Origin of the sequence: Paraburkholderia caffeinilytica (genome assembly GCF_003368325.1) — a bacterium.
Classification (GTDB): Bacteria; Pseudomonadota; Gammaproteobacteria; order Burkholderiales; family Burkholderiaceae; genus Paraburkholderia; species Paraburkholderia caffeinilytica.
Window position 1 is genome coordinate 1,961,445 of record NZ_CP031467.1, and the last position, 20,158, is coordinate 1,981,602.

The 20,158-nt window shown below is 64.6% G+C and carries 18 protein-coding genes; 2 read left to right on the plus strand and 16 right to left on the minus strand.

Translation table 11 applies throughout. The features are described from left to right. Positions 1–124: 124 nt before the first annotated feature. Together DSC91_RS25045 and DSC91_RS25050 are read left to right on the plus strand one after the other, a co-directional pair. The gene (locus DSC91_RS25045; protein WP_115781327.1) at positions 125–307 is read left to right on the plus strand and encodes a type II toxin-antitoxin system HicA family toxin; all 183 of its coding nucleotides are present in this window, start codon (positions 125–127) and stop codon (positions 305–307) included. Beyond that, the gene (locus DSC91_RS25050) at positions 304–714 is read left to right on the plus strand and encodes a type II toxin-antitoxin system HicB family antitoxin (RefSeq protein ID WP_115781328.1); all 411 of its coding nucleotides are present in this window, start codon (positions 304–306) and stop codon (positions 712–714) included. Before DSC91_RS25045 ends, DSC91_RS25050 begins: the two co-directional genes overlap by 4 nt. 54 nt (positions 715–768) lie before the next feature. Here the strand turns inward: DSC91_RS25050 and DSC91_RS25055 are convergent, their stop codons facing one another. The 16 genes from DSC91_RS25055 to DSC91_RS25130 all read right to left on the minus strand — a co-directional run bounded on the left by DSC91_RS25055 (position 769) and on the right by DSC91_RS25130 (position 20,135). Beyond that, the gene (locus DSC91_RS25055) at positions 769–1,503 is read right to left on the minus strand and encodes an RNA polymerase sigma factor FliA (protein ID WP_115781329.1); all 735 of its coding nucleotides are present in this window, start codon (positions 1,501–1,503) and stop codon (positions 769–771) included. 28 nt (positions 1,504–1,531) lie between these two features. Further along, positions 1,532–2,401 (minus strand): nucleotide-binding protein, encoded by an 870-nt coding sequence (locus tag DSC91_RS25060; protein WP_115781330.1) that lies wholly within the window; start codon positions 2,399–2,401, stop codon positions 1,532–1,534. Then, the gene (gene flhF, locus DSC91_RS25065; RefSeq protein ID WP_115781331.1) at positions 2,394–4,358 is read right to left on the minus strand and encodes a flagellar biosynthesis GTPase FlhF; all 1,965 of its coding nucleotides are present in this window, start codon (positions 4,356–4,358) and stop codon (positions 2,394–2,396) included. The genes DSC91_RS25060 and flhF overlap by 8 nt, the downstream gene beginning before the upstream one ends. Positions 4,359–4,700: 342 nt before the next feature. Next, the gene (gene flhA / locus DSC91_RS25070) at positions 4,701–6,803 is read right to left on the minus strand and encodes a flagellar biosynthesis protein FlhA (RefSeq protein WP_115781332.1); all 2,103 of its coding nucleotides are present in this window, start codon (positions 6,801–6,803) and stop codon (positions 4,701–4,703) included. After that, complete coding sequence (flhB, locus tag DSC91_RS25075) at positions 6,800–8,023, minus strand: flagellar biosynthesis protein FlhB (protein WP_115781333.1); 1,224 nt, start codon at positions 8,021–8,023, stop codon at positions 6,800–6,802. Before flhB ends, flhA begins: the two co-directional genes overlap by 4 nt. 334 nt (positions 8,024–8,357) lie before the next feature. Continuing rightward, on the minus strand, positions 8,358–9,671 hold the full coding sequence (locus DSC91_RS25080) for a DUF3443 domain-containing protein (protein ID WP_115781334.1): 1,314 nt from the start codon (positions 9,669–9,671) through the stop codon (positions 8,358–8,360). A gap of 15 nt (positions 9,672–9,686) precedes the next feature. Continuing rightward, positions 9,687–10,232 carry a DUF2844 domain-containing protein gene (locus DSC91_RS25085; protein ID WP_115781335.1) on the minus strand — a complete coding sequence of 182 codons (546 nt, stop codon included), beginning with the start codon at positions 10,230–10,232 and terminating at the stop codon, positions 9,687–9,689. Positions 10,233–10,525: 293 nt separating this feature from the next. Beyond that, the gene (gene cheZ / locus DSC91_RS25090) at positions 10,526–11,236 is read right to left on the minus strand and encodes a protein phosphatase CheZ (protein ID WP_115781336.1); all 711 of its coding nucleotides are present in this window, start codon (positions 11,234–11,236) and stop codon (positions 10,526–10,528) included. A gap of 1 nt (position 11,237) precedes the next feature. Next, entirely contained in the window at positions 11,238–11,633 is a 396-nt protein-coding gene (cheY, locus tag DSC91_RS25095) for a chemotaxis response regulator CheY (protein ID WP_115781337.1), read from the minus strand. Positions 11,634–11,724: 91 nt separating this feature from the next. After that, positions 11,725–12,810, minus strand: coding sequence for a protein-glutamate methylesterase/protein-glutamine glutaminase (locus DSC91_RS25100; protein WP_162831530.1), 1,086 nt, complete (start codon positions 12,808–12,810; stop codon positions 11,725–11,727). 5 nt (positions 12,811–12,815) lie between these two features. Next, positions 12,816–13,586 carry a chemoreceptor glutamine deamidase CheD gene (gene cheD, locus DSC91_RS25105; protein WP_115781339.1) on the minus strand — a complete coding sequence of 257 codons (771 nt, stop codon included), beginning with the start codon at positions 13,584–13,586 and terminating at the stop codon, positions 12,816–12,818. Then, on the minus strand, positions 13,583–14,530 hold the full coding sequence (locus DSC91_RS25110; RefSeq protein ID WP_115781340.1) for a CheR family methyltransferase: 948 nt from the start codon (positions 14,528–14,530) through the stop codon (positions 13,583–13,585). The genes cheD and DSC91_RS25110 overlap by 4 nt, the downstream gene beginning before the upstream one ends. A gap of 204 nt (positions 14,531–14,734) precedes the next feature. After that, on the minus strand, positions 14,735–16,624 hold the full coding sequence (locus DSC91_RS25115; protein ID WP_115781341.1) for a methyl-accepting chemotaxis protein: 1,890 nt from the start codon (positions 16,622–16,624) through the stop codon (positions 14,735–14,737). A 50-nt stretch (positions 16,625–16,674) separates the two neighbouring features. Next, positions 16,675–17,211 (minus strand): chemotaxis protein CheW, encoded by a 537-nt coding sequence (locus tag DSC91_RS25120; protein WP_115781342.1) that lies wholly within the window; start codon positions 17,209–17,211, stop codon positions 16,675–16,677. 81 nt (positions 17,212–17,292) lie between these two features. Next, positions 17,293–19,659, minus strand: a complete 2,367-nt coding sequence (locus DSC91_RS25125; protein WP_115781343.1) for a chemotaxis protein CheW — start codon at positions 19,657–19,659, stop codon at positions 17,293–17,295. 98 nt (positions 19,660–19,757) lie between these two features. Beyond that, the gene (locus DSC91_RS25130; RefSeq protein ID WP_115781344.1) at positions 19,758–20,135 is read right to left on the minus strand and encodes a response regulator; all 378 of its coding nucleotides are present in this window, start codon (positions 20,133–20,135) and stop codon (positions 19,758–19,760) included. Positions 20,136–20,158: the final 23 nt, after the last annotated feature.

The window sequence follows — 20,158 nt, forward strand, 5'->3', positions numbered from 1 at the left end:
CGGCTTCCCCCACTGAGCCCATCCACCGTCACGTGCAGCTTTCAAGGCTGCCTCAGGCGAGTCAGGTGGAACGTTACCCACTAGCGAGGTTGTGTAATCGTGTGTATGATACGAGGAGTGCAGTATGAACAGTGCCGAGGTCGTCAAAGTGATTCAAGCGGATGGTTGGCGGTTGGTCCGCACATCGGGCAGCCACCATCATTTCCGGCACGCGGTAAAAGCCGGTCTCGTGACCATCCCGCATCCAAAGAAGGACCTTCCGCCCGGCACACTGAACAGCATCTTGAAACAGGCAGGCCTGAAATGAAGAACCTGATTTTCCCGATCGCGATCGAGCCCGGTGACACACATCAAGCGTTCGGCGTGGTCGTTCCCGACATTCCGGGTTGCCATTCGGCGGGCGATTCGCTGGAAGAAGCCTATGCGAGCGCAAAGGAAGCAATCGAGGCGCATCTGGATACGCTGCTCGACGAAGGGTTGCCGATTCCCGAACGGCTGACGCTAGACGAGCATCGGCGCAATCCGGACTATGCGGGTTTCACGTGGGGGTTCGTCACAACGCGGAATATTCCGGCGTTGAAGAAAGCGGTGCGCATCAATATCTCACTGCCTGAAGCGCTGGTTCACGATATCGACGCTTATGCCCAGGCGCGCGGCATGTCGCGTTCGGCGTTTCTCGCGCTGGCCGCGGAACATGAGATGGCAGACGCGTAAAAGAGAAGAGAAGGTGGACGTTTCGCACTCCGCCGGTCAGCCGTCCATCGCCCCTCAAGTCGCCTCGGCGTTGGCCCAGGCCATTTCGCGCAGACGTGTGCGCAAGCGCGCCACGGCCTGGCTGTGCAACTGGCACACCCGCGATTCGCTGACTTCCATCACCGCGCCGATTTCGCGCAGATTCATGCCGCGTTCGTAGTACAGCGACATCAGCAGCTTCTCGCGTTCCGGCAAGCGGTCGATCGCCTCGACCAGCGCCGAGCGCAGGCTGTCGTCGAGCAGCGCCGACAGCGGGTCCGAATGATCGACGCAATATCGGTCGAGAAACGGTTCGTCGTCCGCGGAACGGTCGAAGTCTTCGTAGTAGATCAACTGGCTGCCGTGCAGATCCTGGAGCATCGACTGGTACTCGTCGAGCGGCATTTGCAGATGCTCGGCAATTTCCGTTTCGCTCGCCGAGCGGCCCAGATTCTGTTCGACCTTGTGCACGGCGGACTCGACTTCGCGCGACGTGCGCCGCAAGCTGCGCGGCAACCAGTCGTTGCTGCGCAACTCGTCGAGCATCGCGCCGCGAATCCGCTGGCTGGCATAAGTCTCGAACTGCGCGCCCTGGTCTTCCTTGTAGCGGCTCGCCGCGTCCAGCAGTCCGATCATGCCGGCCTGGATCAGGTCGTCGAGATCGACGCTTGCCGGCATCTTGGCAACGAGCTGCAAGCCGAGGCGACGCACGAGCGGCGCGTACTTCGTCAGAACGTCGGCTTGGGAAATCTTTCCCTGAGCGTTATACATCGTGCTCCCCTTGTCCTTGTGCCGCCTCTCAGGCGTGCTGCGCGGACGGTTGGTCGGCGTGTTGCGCCGCTGTAACTGTCGCAGGCGCCATCCACGGCGCTTGCGACGACATCGCTGGCCGCATCGGCCAGTACTGCAATTCGGCGGCAAGGTGCCGGAAGTCGCGCGCGGCCGGTGTCGATGGAAACGCATCGACGACACACCGCGACAACTCCAGAGCTCGCGCCATCCGCGCATCGGCGGCAATGCAACCGGCGTCTTCCAGCGCCACCGTCAGGTAGCGTCCGGCCACGCCGGCCAGATTGACAAAGGCGGTATGCGCGTCGTCCACGCTCTGTACATGGTTCACCAGCACGCGGAACTGCGCGGTGGCGTGCGCGTAGTGCAGACGCTTCATGCACGCGTACGCCTCGGTGATCGCTTGCGCGGCCACCCGGGTCACGATCATCAGGTCGTGCGCCTGGATTGCGAGAGGCGACAGGTGGCCGTGCTCGTCGAGTTGCGCGTCGATCAGCACGATGTCGGCGGAACCGCGCAGCAGCACGTCGAATTGCGCGGCCGTGCGGCCCTCGCGGTTGTCGGGCGAAGCAGCCAGCACGGAGAAGCCCAGCGCGTGGCGCGCGGCGGCATCGTCGAGCGTCATCTCGCCGCGCATCACCGCCGCAAAATTGCCTGCGCCGCGCACGCCGCCGAGCATCGCGCTCACCGATTTCTCGCCGAGGCACTCGTCGATCACCAGCACGTCCTTGCCCTGCTGCGCGAGCGCCGCAGCGAGGTTCACGACCGTCGTGGTACAGCCGACGCTGGCCGAGCCGCCTGTCACCGCAATCACGCGCGAGCCGCTACGGGCCAACAGCCGCCGCAGTCCTTCTGCCTGATCGGAGATGAACTTATCCAAAGCGGACCTCGTGCAGGTCGGCCGTTGAACGCGCCGACAGCGCGGACAGCAACGCTGGAATGTCGTCGTCGTGCGGCACGAACGGGGAGTTGTCGCGCGGAATGCAGAACGTGCTCTTGATCAGGAATTTCTTCGTTGCGACGTACAGGTTTTCCGGCACCTTCTGACCGGTCGACACGTAGTGCACGGGCAACTTGTAGCGGATCACCGTATCGAGCACGCCGCCCAGATTGGTGGCTTCGTCGAGCTTGGTCAGGATGCAGCCGGCGAGCGGCTGTTGATCCGGCGCGCGCTGATAGGCCTGCACGACTTCGTTCAGCGTATCGCCGTGGCTCGTCGCGTTGAGCAGCAGCAGACGTTGCACCGGCTGACCGGCGCGGCACAGCATCGCGATCTGGTCGGAGACCAGACGATCGCGCTGGCTCATGCCGATCGTGTCGATCAGCACGATGTGCTTGTTGCGCAATTCGGAGAGCGCGAGTTGCAGATCGCCGCCGTCTTTCACCGCGTGAACGGACACGCCGAGAATCTTGCCGAAGATGCGCAGTTGTTCGTGGCCGCCGATCCGGTAGCTGTCGGTGGTGAGGAGCGCCACCTTGCTGGCGCCGAAGCGCATCACGCAGCGCGCGGCAAGCTTGGCGGTCGTCGTGGTCTTGCCGACGCCCGTCGGGCCCATCAGCGCGAACACGCCGCCGCGCTCCATCAGCGCGTCTTCGTCTTCCATCACCGGCAGATTCGATTCGAGCACCGAACGCACCCACTCCATGCCGCCATCCATGTTGTCGACGTCCTCGGGCAGGTTGTCGACCATCATCTGCACGAGTTGCGCAGAAAAGCCGGCGGCGAACAGGTGCTTGGTGAGCGCGGCGCGCGCCGGGCTGCGGCGCTGGCGATCGCCCCACAGCAGGCCGGCGAAGTGCTCTTCCATCATCCCGCGCATCGACGACAGCTCGCTCATGACGGTGTCGTTGACGACCTGCTCCATCCGCGCCTTGATCGCTTCGGCGACCGAAGCGGGCGTGCGGGTGTCGTCGCCGGCAGGCAGCGACGGTGCCACTTTCTGAGCTGTGCGGCGCGCGGCGAGTTGCGCGGCTTCGCGAGCCCACTCGGGCGTATCGGTGACTTGCGGCGCGGCCGGTCGGGCAGCGGCCTGTTGCGAGGCCTGTGAGGTTTCTTGAGCGGCGGGTTCCACGGCGGCGCCGAGGCCCTTGGCCATGGCGGCAGCGGGTGTCATCGCTGCGGGGCGCGCGCTGTACGCGCCCTGCTGCTGCTGCTGTTCGGCGGCAATCCGGCGAGCATGGTCGATCAGCCACGGATTCGATTCGGCCATCGTGCGCGGCGCCTGAGCTTCAGCGTCGAACGCGGCCGGCACGCCGGCGGCTTTGAGCAGATCGGCGCGGATGTCTTCGGTGAGACGCGTCGCGGCAGCGCGGGCGCTGGGCTGCCCTGTGCTGCCCGATTGCGGCAGCGATGCTGCAGCGGGCGCGGCCAGCGCTGCTCTGGGCGCGTTCGGCAGCGTGGCTTTCGGCGCGGCAGGGACGGTGGCGGACTTCGCGGCTGAGCCTGAAGCAGCGTTGGCGGTCTGAACCGTGCTAACCGTGTTCGGCGCCATGTTCTCCGCGCCCGCTTCCGGGCTTGCGCCGAACACCGACGAGAACACATCGGGCATGCCGCTCGCATACGGATTCGCTTGCATCATCGGATTGGCGCGCGGTGCGGCGAGTGCGGGTTGTTGTCCGGCCATGGCATTCATCGGCGAGGCCAGCGATGCGCCTGCGCTGCCGCGCGGCGCTTTCGGCGTGATGGCGGCGAGCTCGCTGTCGGCCAGGGCGACGATTTCGACGCTGCCGTCGTTCATCGTGCGATTGGACAAAACGACGGCATCCGGGCCCAAGGCTTCGCGCACGAGACGCAGAGCATCGCGACTGGTAGCACCGACAAATTTACGAATGTTCAAGCTGGACCCCCGATGAGGTATACGCACTAACGGACCGGCAACATACCGCTTCCCATTGAGATCATTATTGCGAAACCCGTCGAGTGACGATCGATGGATAAAGACCGTTAAAGGTGGGCAATTCGGGCGATGGAAACGCGCCGCAAGTCACGTGCTGGGCGGTTTTAAACGGGCTCGCCGCACTCGCCGGGCGGGGCTTCCGCGGACGGAGCATGACGCTGGCCAGCCGCTTGCGGCGCGAAAAGTTAGGCGCCGAAATGAAAACCGGCGCTCGAAGAGCGCCGGCGGAAACCATCGGTCTGGAACGGCTGCGGCTAGCCGCGAGGTTTAACCATGCGGGGTTCAGCCGTGCGCCCCGATCAGATTCACCACCTTGATATTGCGCGTATCCGGCACTTCCGCATAAGACAGCACCTTCAGCTGCGGCAGGCTGCGGCGCAGGAAGCGCGCGAGCATCGGCCGCAATGCGTGCTGCACCAGCAGCACCGGCGACAGCCCAAGGTTCTGCTGACGCGTCATCGCCTTCTGCGTTTCGTTCAGCAATGTATGCGCGAGGCCCGGTTCGAGGCCCGGATTGGCGCCCGTGGAAAGCGCCTGCGACAACACCCGCTCCAGATTCGAATCGAGGCCCATCACCTGCATGTCGCCCACGCCCGGGAACCACTGCTGCGTAATCGCACGGCCCAGCGCGAGGCGCACGGCGGCGGTGAGATCGTGCGCGTCGGTAACCTTCGGCGCGTGTTCGGACAGCGCTTCGAGAATCGTGCGCAAGTCGCGGATCGGCACGCCTTCTTCCAGCAGGTTTTGCAGCACCTTCTGCAGCGTGGTGAGCGGCAGCGACTTCGGCACCAGATCGTCGACCAGCGACGGCGTGTCCTTCTGCATCCGCTCCAACAGCGCCTGCACTTCGCGGCGGCCGAGCAGTTCGGACGCATGCGTGACCACGAGGTGGTTCAGATGCGTCGCCACCACCGTGCTCGAATCGACCACCGTGTAGCCGTACACCTGCGCCTGCTCGCGCAGATTCGTATCGATCCAGATGGCCGGCAGACCGAACGCCGGATCTTGCGTCGGCGTGCCCGGCAGCGCGGCGGACACCTGCCCCGGGTTGATCGCCAGCCATTGCCCCGGATACGCTTCGCCGACGCCCACCTCGACACCCTTCAACGCGATCCGGTAACCGTTCGGCCGCAATTCGAGGTTGTCGCGGATATGGATCACCGGCGGCAGGAAGCCGATTTCCTGCGCGAACTTCTTGCGGATGCTCTTGATCCGTTTGAGCAGTTCGCCGTCCGAGTTCTTGTCGACGAGCGGAATCAGCCGGTAGCCGACCTCGAGGCCGAGCGTGTCGATCATCGTCACGTCGTCCCAGCTGGCTTCGGTGTTCTCGACCGGCGCGAGCGTAGCCGGGGCGACGTCGACCAGTGTCGCGCTGTTCTTGCGAGCTTCGCTGCGCTTTTTCATCGTGCGGCCGAGCTGGATCAGGCCGCCGCCGAGAATCAGGAACGCGAAGTGCGGCATGCCGGGAATCAGGCCCATCAGCACCAGAATGCAGCCCGTGATCATCAGCACGCGCGGGTTGGTGAAGAGCTGCCCGGTCAGTTGCGTACCGATGTCTTCGTTGGTCGCGACGCGCGAGACGATCACACCGGCCGCCGTCGAAATCACGAGCGACGGGATCTGTGCGACGAGGCCGTCACCGATCGTCAGCAGCGTGTAGGTCTTGCCCGCGGACGCGAAGTCCATGCCGTGCTGCACCATCCCGACAATCAGTCCGCCGACGATGTTGATCACCATGATCAGCAGGCCGGCGATCGCGTCGCCGCGCACGAACTTGCTGGCGCCGTCCATCGACCCGTAGAACTCGGCTTCCTGGGAGACTTCCAGACGGCGCTTGCGAGCCTGATCTTCGTTGATGAGGCCGGCGTTCAGATCGGCGTCGATCGCCATCTGCTTGCCGGGCATCGCATCGAGCGTGAAGCGCGCGGAAACTTCCGCGATCCGCCCCGCGCCCTTGGTGATCACCATGAAGTTGATCACCATCAAAATGACAAAGACGACGATACCGACCGCGAAGTTGCCGCCCACGAGGAAGTGGCCGAACGACTCGATCACCTGGCCGGCCGCGTCGGGGCCGGTATGGCCCTCGAGCAGCACGACGCGGGTGGAGGCCACGTTCAGCGACAGGCGCAGCAAGGTCGAGAACAGCAGCACGCTCGGGAAGGCGGCGAAGTCGAGCGGCTTCATCGTGTACATGCTGACGAGCAGCACCATCACGGAAAGCGCGATGTTGAAAGTGAACAGCAGATCCAGCAAAAACGGCGGCAACGGCAGAATCATCATGCCGAGGATCATGCAGATCAGCACCGGCCCGGCGAGGGCGCGCAAATTGGTGCCGCTCAAGGCATCTGGCCGTCGGGACAGGAATCCGGCGCGAGCGTTCATGCGGAGGCTCCTGGAGCGTCGTCGTTATCTGGGTTATTGGCAGAATTAAGCACGTCGGCGGCCTCCTGCTCGGCGTCATCGTCCGATACGCCGCCCTTGTCGAGATCCGCCGGCACGTCGAACTCGGTCGGTGCGACCGGCGCGACGCCGCCTTCGGTATTGAAACGCCGCAACTGATACACCCACGCGAGCACCTCGGCGACCGCGCCATAGAGCGGGCCGGGAATCTCACGGTTCAGATCGACGTTGTGATACAGCGCACGCGCGAGCGGCGGCGCTTCGAGCAGCGGCACGTTGTTTTCGGCGGCGATTTCGCGAATTCGCGCGGCCACCAGGTTCACGCCCTTGGCGACCACCTTCGGTGCGCGCATCTCGCCGTCGGTGTACTGCAGCGCGACCGCGAAGTGCGTCGGGTTGGTCACCACCACGTCGGCCTTCGGCACCTGGGTCATCATGCGACGGCGAGCGATGGCGCGCTGCTGCTGGCGAATCCGGCCTTTCACGTGCGGATCGCCTTCGCTTTCGCGGTGTTCGCGCTTCACTTCTTCCTTCGTCATGCGCAGTTTCTTGTGGAACTGCCAGAGTTGATACGGCACATCCAGCGCGGCCACCACAAACATGCCCGCCACCGTCATGCCGCAGCACACCGCGATCAGATGCATAGTGTTGGCGAGCGCCAGTTGTAGCGGCTGGGTCGCCAGCGCGAGAATTTCCTCGCGGCGATTCCAGATCGCCGTGCCGCCGATGCAGCCCACCACCAGCGTCTTCGCGAGCGACAGGCCGAGCTGAACCGGTCCGTTGATCGAGAATATCTTGCCGAGCCCTTCGATCGGATTCAGCCGGTTGAACTTGGGCTCGAGGCCTTTCGAAGACAACTGCCAGCCGCCCAGCGCCATCGGCGCGAGCAGGGCGGCGGCGCCGGTGAAGCCCAGAACCGGCAGCAGCGCGTACAGGCCTTCGCGGCTCGCGGCGCCCGCGCCGATCAGCATGCGGCGGGTTTCGAATACGGTGGCGTGGTCGAAGGTGAAGGACGAGCGCAGCATGCCTTGCAGATGCTCGCCGATGCTGCCGGACATGCCCCATACGCCGAAGAATCCCGCGGCCAGTAGCGCAAACGTCGACAGCTCCCGCGAACGCACGATCTGCCCTTCCTCCCGCGCCTTTTGCAGGCGCCGGGGAGTGGCTGATTCGGTTTTTTCGAGGTCGCTATCCTCTGCCACAAACGCTCTCCAGTCGGCTGAGGCACGGCGCCTCTTTCCAGTGAGAGCGATTATTCCCGTTCGACGCAAGCGACGATCGGCGGATAAGGGCGGGGAAAGGGGGGTATTTCGAGCGATGGGGCGGCCGGCAAGCGACGTGGCGAGGCTTACCGGCTGGGCCGGGGTGGTTCCGCCGAGGCGATGGGGCGTGGGCTAGGCGTGTGCCTCGCAACCGGCGGCAAGCCGAACGCATTCGCCAGCGGCTGACGGGCCGGCTGCGGTACGCAATCTCAGCTACGGTCAGCGGACACCCGCGTCGAATCGCGCGGGTGCCCAGCTGGTTCCTACGTGTGCGTCACGAGCCCAGGAAGCCGACGTAAGGCGCTTGAGTGCTGGTCGCGAAGCCGTAGTACATGTAGCGGCCATAAAAGAACGGCAAACCGAGATCGAAGCTGCTGCTGCCGCCGATCTGCCCGGCCAGATCGTTGAACGCATAGTTGCTGGTGTTGCCGAACAGCGTCGACGCGCTCAGGATGCCGATGCTGACGCTCGCTCTCGTGCTGCTCAGCCCCCCCAGCGTGATCGACCGGGTCTGCGCGGACGACGGGCAATAGAACCCGGCGTAATTACTGCCGCATTGCGCAAGCGAGCTGTCGGCGAAGAAGTACGCGTTCGAGCCCGAGTCGAAGAACGCCGTCACCGTCGTGCCGTTGTAGACGCTGCTGTTCATGTTGCCGTAGGCATCGGTGGTGAAGGTCTGCGTGGCCGCCAGCGCGTTGTTCGACTGCGTGCCGATCCCGAACACCAGCGTGCCGGTGGCCGACGATGCACCGGTGTTCGACACCGGCGGCATCTGCACGATCACGCCGTTATTGTCGGCCGTGAAGTTGGCGACGGGATTGGCAACCTGCTGGCTGAGCGGCACCGCGGTGCGGGCGCAGGAGGTGCCGCCCGGACACGAGAAATAATTACTGTAGTTGGCGGCTGTCGACGCGTTCGAGCAGGTTGTGCCGCAGTCGGTGGCTGCCGTGCCGATGCCGAGAATGCCGTTGGCGCCGAGAGCGGTAACCGTGTTTTCCGCCGAGCCGCTGCCGCAACCGGATGACGGCACCGTGCTCGAGTCCTTGTCGCCGATGATCTGTATCGGAATGCCCGCCGAGGCCGTCGTTTCGCCGCCGATCTGTACGATCGCGGTGCGCACCGTGCCCCACGTGTAGCCGTCGGCAAAGGTCGCGCACTCGGCGAGCTGCTGGCCGCTGTTCACGGTAATAGGCGTCAACGCACTGAGCAACGAACTATTCAGCACCGAACTGACCAGGCGCAGCCCGAACGACCCCGTATCGAGCTGAACGTTGTTGATGGTCTGACAGTTGGATGTCGAGCCCGGCGGGCAGACCGTCACGCTAACCGTTGGAATATTGATGACGCCGCTTACACCGCGCCCAACCGTGATCGACACCGTGTTCGCCGCCGTCGCGGCAATCGGTTGCTGGGTCGGACTGGCCGGCAGCGAGCCGCCGTTCAGCACGCTCGACGAACTGCTGCTGGAACTGGAGCTGTCGCCGCCGCCACCGCCGCAGGCGGCCACCACCGACACCAACGCCACAGCCACGACAGCCTGCACCCAGCCCCTGAACTTCCCAGCAATATCACTTTGCATGGTTCGCATCGTTCGTCCTCGCCCTTACTGGATGTCGGAACCGCTGACGCCGGCGGGCAACGCCGGCGGCAACCAGGCCTGACCGCTGAACGCGCCCATGTGTCCGCCGGAACGGACCACGAGGCTGCTCTGGTCGACCGCAACGGGACCACGACCGCCTCCGCGCGCCTCGCGCGCGGCTTTCACGCCGGCGACGTATTGGGAGAAGTAGCTGCCGAGCAGATCGTTCAGATCCGGCATTTGCGGGCCATGCCACGCGATGCCGAAGACCGAGCCGTCCGCGGCGAGGTATTCGCGCACCACCGTGCCGTTGCCGAGCGTCGTCTCACGCACGGTGTAGGACGCCGAAGCCGAGGTGGAAGAGGCCGCGCTCGATGCAGAACGCATCACGCTTTGAGCCGCCGTTGCCGAACTGGTGCCCGGTTGCACGGTGCGGGAAGAAACCGACGCATCCGTAGGGGGTGTCATCGGGACGCCGCCCAGTCCCGCATAAGCGGACTGCACGGCTGACAACGAACAGGGTAATGCAAGCGCCATCACAAACCCGGCGCGGCGTACGCGACTCCACATGACGAGGCTCCTCCCGAGCTGCTGTTGCTCGGCTCGCACCTCGTGCAAGCCGGCCGCATGTATGCAGATCATACGGCACCGCTGCGGTCGCATGCCGGAGGATTGCCTCGCCGTGCCACCGACCGGCGACTGTTTCTCACCGGAAAGCCGTGCCGCTGCTTGAGTCCGTAGTATGCCTGTGGTTTGTGTCGGCAGACAGCAGGCGCACGCCGGAGCGTGGCCTGCCACCCGTACCGATCTGAAGATCTGGGACCTGGAGATCCGGCCTCGCGCCCTTGCGGGCCGCCGCCGGGTCAGAAGCCGAGGCTTGCCAGCAGATCGTCGACCTGCGACTGGTCCTGCACCACGTCCGTCTTGCCTTCCGGATTGATCTGCGGACCGTTCAGCAGATGTTCGGGGCTGCCGGTGGGCGACGTCTCGGCCGCCAACGCCGCTGCATTCGCCGCGAACTGTTCGCGCCGCTCGAGCGCGATATTCTCGACCAGCACGCCGAGCAGTTGCTGCTCGATCAGGTACACGACATCCGTGATCTTCTTGATGACCTGGCCTGTCAGATCCTGAAAGTCCTGCGCCAGCATGATCTCCATCAGCTGCGCGTTGGTCGCGGTGGTCACCTCGGGCACGCCGCGCAGAAAGGTGCGCGTGTCGTTCATCAGCGCACGCACTTCCTCGCGTTCGATCGGCGCCGCGTACCACTGCTCCCAGCGCGCGTCGAGTTCGCCGGCGTCTTTCTGCAGTTGTTCCTGGATCGGCTTGGCGATGTCGATCGATGACAGCACGCGCTCGGCAGCCTGCTCGGTCATGTTCGCGATGTACTTGAGACGATCGCGCGCATCGGGCACGGCTTCCGCCGCACGCTCGACGTGCTTGTCGATCCCGAGTTCCCGCATCGAGTCGCGCAGCGTGCGCGTCAGTTGTCCGATACGGGCGAGGATGCGGTCTGACGCGAGGTCGCCGCTGTCGTTCACCGGTTCGGCGCCTTGCGCGTTGGTCGGCAGAGTCACATCAGCTCCCGGTCTTGGCCATCTTCTCGAGAATCTTGTTGAGCTTCTCGTCGAGCGTCGCGGCCGTGAACGGCTTGACGACATAACCGCTCGCGCCGGCCTGAGCCGCCGCGATGATGTTTTCCTTCTTGGACTCGGCCGTCACCATCAGCACCGGCAGATGCGTCAGATGGGCGTCGGCGCGGATTTCCTTGAGCATGGCCAGACCGTCGAGGTTCGGCATGTTCCAGTCGGAGATCACGAAGTCGTACGCCCCGCTGCGCAAACGCGCGAGGCCGGCTTGACCGTCTTCCGCCTCGTCGACGTTCGAGTAGCCGAGCTCTTTGAGCAGGTTGCGAACGATCCGGCGCATCGTCGGAAAGTCGTCAACCACCAGAATCTTCATTCCCTTATCCATTTCATTCCCTTTGCTTGATCCATGATGCGGCGCACGACCGCCAATTCAATTTACTCCGGCCCCATGCCTGGCGCTCGCCGTCAGGCCCGCATCATACCCGCTGTACGCGATCGCCCATCAACGACAAACGCGCCATCACACGACGGCTCATTTCCGGCAGCGACGCAATTTCGTCGGCGGCGCCGAGCGCAATGGCTTCGCGCGGCATGCCGAACACGATACAGCTCGCTTCGTCCTGCGCAAGGGTATACGCCCCTGCTTTTTTCATGTCCAGCAGGCCAGCGGCGCCGTCGCGCCCCATCCCGGTCAGGATCACGCCGACCGCATTCTTGCCCGCATGCTGCGCCGCTGAACGGAACAGCACGTCGACCGACGGCCGGTGCCGGTTCACCGGCGGTTCGTCCGACAAATGCGCAATGTAGTTCGCGCCGCTGCGCGCCAGCAACAGGTGAGCGTGACCGGGCGCGATATACGCATGTCCCGGCAGCACGCGTTCGCCGTGCTCTGCCTCTTTAACGGTAATCCTGCACAAACCATTAAGGCGTTGTGCAAAAGATTTTGTGAAACCCGGCGGCATATGCTGCGCGATCAACACGGCGGGCGCATCCGGCGGCAGCGGCACGAGCACTTCGCGGATCGCTTCGGTGCCGCCCGTCGACGCGCCGACGATGATCAGCTTCTCGGTACTGAGCAGCGGATTGTTGAAGAGCGGCGCGGCGGCGGGCGCGTGCGCGGCAGGCGTGGCCGCGTGCTGCACCGGCGCGGCCTGGCGCACGCGCGCGCGGGCCGCCGCGCGAATCTTGTCGGCGAGCTTTTCCGCGTAGTCGAGCATGCCGTCGCGAATACCGACCTTCGGCTTGGTGACGAAGTCGACCGCGCCCAGTTCCAACGCGCGCAGCGTGATTTCATTGCCACGCTCGGTCAGCGACGACACCATCACGACCGGCATCGGCCGCAGGCGCATCAGCTTCTCGAGGAAGTCGAGACCGTCCATGCGCGGCATTTCCACGTCGAGCGTCAGCACGTCCGGATTGTGCTGCTTGATGAGATCGCGCGCGACCAGCGGGTCGGGTGCGGTCGCCACGACGGTCATGTCCGATTGGCCGTTGATGATTTCCGTCATCAGGCTGCGGATCAGCGCCGAATCGTCGACGCACAGTACTTTGATCTTTTGCACAGCGCTCACGCCTCCTCTGTAGTTCTGGCGTTGTTTGAATTAATCGGGCGCGGGCTTGCGCCGAACAGTTCGATGCGCGGCTTCGATGCGCCTGCGCCCGCACTGCTGCCGGCCGCGCCGAACAGTTCGACCTTGGGGCGCGTGGCGGCGGGCGTCGAGAACAGCTCGACCCGTTTGCGCGCCGCGGCGAGCCGCTCGGCACGCGCCTCGGCACTTTGCCGCACGAGCGCCTGTTCGCGCTCGGCCACCCCGGCTTCCTGCTGCAGGCGCAATTTCTTCACCATCACCTGGCCGGTGCGCGGCATGAAAGCGACCTTGCGCGGATGGTTGCCCTGCAAATCCTCAGCGACGATGCGGATTTTTTCGAGCGCCAGATAGCGGCGCACGAATTCCGAATTGCGGTCGCCGATGTTCATCGTCGTCATGCCGGCCAGCACCGCGCCGCCGCCGAACACCTTGGCTTCGAAACGCTCGCGCCGGCCGCCGGCCTTGATCAGTTCGTTGATCAGCACTTCCATCGCGTACGCGCCGTAGCGCATCGAATCCGACGCGGGCTGGCCGGCGTCCGCGCCGTCGTCGGGCAGCATGAAGTGATTCATGCCGCCGATGCCGGCCGTGCGATCCTGGATGCAGGCCGCGACACACGAACCGAGCACGGTGACGAGCACCATGTCTTCGTGGGTCGTGTAAAACTCGTTCGGCAGCAACTTCACGCCAGGGCGCTGGAAGTGGTTGTCGAAGTACAGATTGGTGGCGATCGGCAGGCTGCTGCTCATGCGGTCACCCCGCTCGTCGTGGCACTGCCGGCAGGGCTCGCGGCGCCTGCGTCGCGAGTCAGCTCATAGACGGTCTGGCCGCGCAGCTTGAACGCCTGCGTCACATAGGTGAAGTTTTCCGAGTGGCCGGCAAACAGCAAGCCACCCGATTTCATCAGCGGCTCGAAGCGCGAGAGCACCTGCGCCTGCGTCGGCTTGTCGAAATAGATCATCACATTGCGGCAGAAGATCGCGTCGAACTGCGAGCGCAACTGGTAATCGCGGTCAGTCAGATTCAATTGTTCGAAGCGCACCATCGCGCGCACTTCCGGGCGCACCTTGACCATGCCGGCATGCGCGCCGGTGCCCTTCAGGAAGAAGCGCTTGAGCCGCTCGGGCGACAGATGCTTCACCTGGTCGAACTGGTACATGCCGGCTTCGGCTTTCGCCAGCACCTGCGTGTCGATGTCGGTGGCGAGCACGCTGGCCTGACGCGCGCCGCTGTCGCCGAGCGCTTCGATCAGCGTCATCGCGATCGAATACGGTTCCTCACCGGTCGAAGCCGCCGAGCACCACACCGAAACCGGCTGCGCGCGGCGCGGCACGAACTCGGCAAGGATCGGAAAGTGATGGGCCTCGCGGAAGAACGCGGTCAGGTTGGTGGTCAGCGCATTGGTGAACGCTTCCCACTCGGCCGGATCGTTTTCCGCTTCGAGCAGATCGAGGTACTGCTTGAAACTGTCGAGGCCACGGGCACGCAAGCGGCGCGCCAGACGGCTGTACGCCATATCGCGCTTGTGATCCGACAGCGAAATGCCCGCGCTGCGATGAATCAGATCGCGAATGCGAGCGAAATCCGCCGACGTGAATTCGAAGTCCCGTCCCTGCTCGCCGGCTCTAGCCGATTCCGCCCGCTCGGGGCGTGCCGGTTGGGGACGTTGCTGCTGTGCGCGCGTTGCCATCATGAGAGTCCCTGCCTGCAATACGAGCCATCCCGCTTGTCGCCAGGCGGATTGCTTCTGGCGAAAGGAGTTGTGTTCGCGGGGTCGCGCCCGCCCGCGAGTTCTGCCAACACGCAGTCGGCCCGCGACACGCTACTTAAGCGTGCTTCGATGATTCGCCCCTCATGGAGCGAGATGCCGAATGACCGCATGTCTTTGTGCCAATTCCTAAAACGTTTCCCAGTCCGCGTCCGATCCTGCGGTCGCGGCGCCTGCTGCGGCCGGACGTGCTGCGGAGTCGGATGCGGCGCGGGCCGTCTTCGGTTTGAGCGCCGGTTCGACACGCGCGGTATCGGCAACCTGGGTCGCCGAAGCCGGTGCTGCATGCGTTGCCGCGCTTGCCGGCCTGTTTGCCGCGGGGTGCGCAGCGGCGTGTGCGGACGCTTGCGGCGCGGCCTTTGCGGGCTGCGCGTGCTGGTTGCCGCCCCTGCCGCCGCTCTTGCCGCCGTTCGTGCGTACCGCCGCTTGCGGACGCGCTGCAGTCGCGGCGCTGCGCGTCTGGCCGCCGGCTACTTTCCAGCCGTTCACCACCGCTTGCAACTGGCGCGTCTGATCTTCGAGCGACGCCGCCGCAGCCGCTGCCTGCTCGACCAGCGCGGCGTTCTGCTGCGTGACTTCGTCCATCTGCACGACCGCGCGATTCACCTGTTCGATGCCGCCCGACTGCTCTTCGGAAGCCGCGCTGATTTCGCCCATGATGTCGGTCACGCGGCGCACCGCCTGCACGATCTCGTCCATCGTGGTGCCCGCCCGGCCGACCAGCTCCGATCCGCTTTGCACCTTGTCGACCGAGTCGCCGATCAGTTCCTTGATTTCCTTCGCGGCGCTCGCGCTGCGCTGCGCGAGACTGCGCACTTCGCCTGCAACCACGGCGAAACCGCGACCCTGTTCGCCTGCCCGCGCGGCTTCGACTGCCGCGTTCAGCGCGAGAATGTTGGTCTGGAATGCAATGCCTTCGATCACGCCGATGATGTCCACGACCTTGTTCGAACTGGTCGCGATGCCCTGCATCGTCGTGACGACCTGGCTCACCACGTCGCCGCCGCGCGTCGCGATATCGGACGCATTGACGGCCAGCTGGCTCGCCTGGCGCGCGTTCTCGGCGTTCTGGCGCACGGTGCCGGTCAGTTGCTCCATGCTCGAGGCGGTTTCCTGCAGCGACGCGGCCTGCTGTTCGGTGCGTTGCGAAAGATCGGTGTTGCCCATGGCGATTTCGCGCGCGCCGGTGTCGATCGATTCGGTGCTGCTGTGAACCGCCGTCACCATCGTTGCCAGGCTTTCCTGCATGCGCTTGATGCCGGCGAACAGGCGGCCGATTTCGTTGCGGCTGAACACGTTGATCTGCTCGGACAGATCACCCGAGGCGATCCGTTCGAAGCACGCCGTCGCATCGTTCAGCGGCTGCACGATCAGGCTGCGCAGCGCGAAGCGGATGCCCACGACCAGCAGCAGTGCGATCGCGGTGACGCCGATGATCAGCGTGGTCATCAGCGAGATGTTCGATTGCGCGCTGGCCTGCTGATCCACGGCAAGCTGCTGCAGCGTCTTGATGACGGAGGACGCAACGTTGTCGTACGCCAGGAACATCGGCGGGATCTTGGTATCGGCGATCGCGTGATAGGCCGCCGGATCGTTCGCGCGCAACGCGGCGAACTCCGGTTCGACGCCGTCTCGCGTCAAGGTCGCGCGGCGCGCCGTCAGATCGTCGATCAGCGCCTGGTCAACGCCGCTCTTCGGTGCGTTGAGAAACGCCTGCCAGTTCTCGCTTGACTTGCTGAACAGGACCTGGGCACGATCGAGCGCCGTCTTCGCCTGCTCGGTATCGCCGGCGGCGCTCAACGCGGTGACGCGGTCCAGCGTCAAGCGCGCACGCAACAGGTACGCCGACGCATCGTCGAGCGAGTGAATGGCGACCAGATCGCCGCGTGCGATCCGGTCGAGCGATTGGCTCGCGCCGTTCAGCGCGGTTAGGCCAAGGGCGCCGACCACGATGGTCAGCGCCACCAGAATGATCCCCACCATCGTCAGCGATGTGCGAATCGACCACCTGCTCAGCATCTTGATGCTCCCTGTTTCGATCTGTCTTTCGTACTGGCGCGTAGCGATGCTTACGCGCCGAGCGTTTCGATCAACGCCATTTCACGGCTGGTCATCAGCTTCTCGATGTCCATCAGGATCAGCATGCGACCGTCGACGGTGCCGAGACCCGTCAGGTACTCGGTCGTCAGCGTCGCGCCGAATTCCGGCGCCGGCATGATCTGGTCGGTGGCGAGCGTCAGCACGTCGGACACGCCGTCCACCACCATCCCGACCACGCGATGCGCGACGTTCAGAATGATCACGACAGTCTGGTGGTCGTACTCGACACGGCCCAGATGGAACTTGATGCGCATGTCCACGATCGGCACGATGATGCCGCGCAGATTGATCACGCCTTTGATGAACTCAGGCGCATTGGCGATCCGCGTCACGTTGTCGTAGCCGCGGATTTCCTGCACCTTGAGAATGTCGATGCCGTACTCTTCGGCGCCGAGCGTGAAGACGAGGAATTCCTGACCGCCGGCGTCCGCCTGCTGCGAGTCGCGGCGGCCATTCGTACCGCTCGCGTTCGCGACGCTCGAATTGATGGATTGGACTTCTGCCACGTTAGCCCCCAAACGGTTGGGATGAAATAAGTTGAGTGAGTGTTGCTAAAACTGCGTGCCTGACCGATGCCATCACGGATGTCAGGCGAGGCTCATCGCGCCGTGTGCATGGCGCGATTCACGATTCAGCGCCGCCACATCCACAATCAGCGCAACACTGCCGTCGCCGAGAATGGTTGCGGCGGAAATGCCGTGCACCTTGCGGTAATTCGTTTCCAGATTCTTCACGACCACCTGCTGCTGCCCCACCAGTTCGTCGATCAGCATCGCAAAGCGGCGCCCTTCGGTTTGCATGATGGTGACGATGCCTTGCGTCGGCTCCTGCTTGGCGTCGTCGACGTTGAACACTTCGTGCAACGCGACGAGCGGCAGATATTCACCGCGCACGCGCACCACGCGTTCGCCGTTGGCCACCGTGTAGATGTCCTCGGCGAGCGGTTGCAGCGACTCCATCACGAAGTTCAGCGGCAGAATGAAGATCTCGTTGCCGACCTTGACCGACATACCGTCGAGAATCGCCAGCGTGAGCGGCAAGACGATGCGCGTGGTGCTGCCCTTGCCGGCATGCGAGGTGATCTCAACGTGACCGCCCATCGACTGGATGTTGCGTTTCACCACGTCCATGCCGACGCCGCGGCCCGAGACGTCCGTGACCTGCTCCGCCGTCGAGAAGCCCGGCAGGAAAATCAGGTTCCAGACTTCTTCGTCGGTCATCGTCTCGCTGACCTGCATGCCCTGCTTCGCGGCCTTCGCGAGAATCTTGTCGCGGCGCAAACCGGCGCCGTCGTCGCTCACCTCGATGACGATGTTGCCGCCGTGATGCGCGGCCGACAGCACCAGCTGACCGGTCGAATCCTTACCCGCCGCACGCCGCGCTTCCACGGTTTCGATGCCGTGGTCGAGACTGTTGCGCACGAGGTGAGTCAACGGATCGATGATCCGTTCGATCAGGCTCTTGTCGAGTTCGGTCGCCTGACCGAACGTGACAAGCTCCACTTCCTTGCCGAGTTTCGCCGCCAGATCGCGCACCAGACGCGGGAAGCGGCTGAACACGTAGTCCATCGGCATCATGCGGATCGACATCACCGCTTCCTGCAGATCGCGCGCATTGCGCTCGAGCTGCGCCATGCCGTTGAAGAGCCGGTCGTGCAGCGCCGGATCGAACGTGCTGGTGGTTTCGGCCAACATCGCCTGGGTGATCACCAGTTCGCCAACCAGGTTGATCAGCTGATCGACCTTTTCGACGCCGACGCGAATCGAGCTGCCTTCCGCGCCGCCTGCTGCCGCGGCCGGACGCGCCGCGGCTTTGCGATCCTGTTCGGCGGTCGCCGGCGTGCTTACCGCCCCGCTTGCTGCGCCGTTTGGCGCACCGCCTGGTGCACCGTTTCCGGCCGATGCGCTGCTCGCTGCCGCAGGCGCGGCCGCGGCAGGCGCCGGCGTTTTTGCCGGCGACGCCGGCGTGTCGAACAGTCCATGCGTGGCGGCGGCTTGGGCGGGTGCAGCGGTGTGAGCCGCCGGTGCTGACGACGCTGCCTGCTCCGCCTCAACTGCGTGTGCCGTTTGTGCTGCATGCGCCGGGGTCGAATCGGCAGCGTCCGGCGTTCCAGGTTCGCCTTGCTGCGTCTCGTCCGCCGGTGCGGTGCCGCGGCCGATCGAGATCTGACTTTCGTCGATCACGAAGCAGCACACGGCGATGATGTCGTCGGAGGTCACATCGGTCTGGAGCCACAGCGTCAGATCGCCGCCGCTCTTGACCCGCCCGACAATGTTGCCCAAGTTGCCGAGCTCTTCGGCCAGCAGTTCCTGGTCCTTCTCACCAACGCCCCGTAGCGTAATTTTCAGATGGGGGCCGGCTGCATCGCCGGCGCCCTCGGCTTGTCCGGTCTGTGCCGGTTCGCCGTCAGTCCATTCACCCGCCGCCTGCACCGCCTGTTCGACGACGTGCTCGGGCGGGGTGCCACCTTGAGCCGCGGGTTGTGCTTCTACCGGTGCTTCTACTGGTATTGCTGCCGCCGGCGCGGTCGGGGCCGGCGCTGCGGCCGGTTCGGCGCCGAGGCGGCTTTCCGCATGCAACTGTTCGAGCTTCGCGCAAATCGCCTTGGCGACGGCGCCATCCGGCTCGGCGCTCGCGCGGTAATCCGTGAGCTGGCCCGACAACACGTCCTTGGTTTCGAGGAACGTGTCGATCATGTCCTTGCGCAGCACGAGTTCGTTATTGCGCGCGCGGTCGAGCAGCGATTCGAGAATGTGGGTCGTTTCCGTCAGCGCGGTAAAACCGAACGTCGCCGCGCCACCCTTGATCGAATGCGCCGCGCGGAAAATCGCCGCGAGGTCTTCGGGGTCCGGATGCGCGATATCCAGATTGAGCAGCAACTGCTCCATCTGCGCGAGCAGTTCGTCCGCTTCGTCGAAGAACGTCTGATAGAACTGAGTGATGTCGAGTGTCATGCCTGGGTCACCGCGAGAGTTCCTGTCTAGGCTTGGGCTGCCGTGCCGCCGCGTCGAAAGCTTCTATAACTTGTGTAAAGGTGGCGCTTATGAGGCGCTCATGTGTTGTCCGAATCGGCCAGTGCCGCGACCAGTTCGGTCAACATGTCGGGGTCGAGCGGCTTTTCGATCCAGCCGGTCGCCCCCGCCGCCCGAGCCGCCGCCTTGAACGGCTCGCCCGATTCCGTCGTGAGGACGAGGATGGGCGTCGCCTGATAAGCCGGATTGCCGCGCAGTTCCGTGATCAGATCGAGGCCGGTTTTGCCCGGCATGTGCTGGTCCGTCAGCACGAGGTCGAACGACATGGCGAGCGCGTTTTCGAGCCCTTCATTGCCGTCCGCCGCGAGCGTCACTTCATAGCCGGCCGTCGTCAGCGTGGCGGCGAGGATTTGCCGCATCGATGCCGAATCGTCGATTGCCAGGATGTGCCTGATCATGAAAACCTCGCTGCACTTACGCT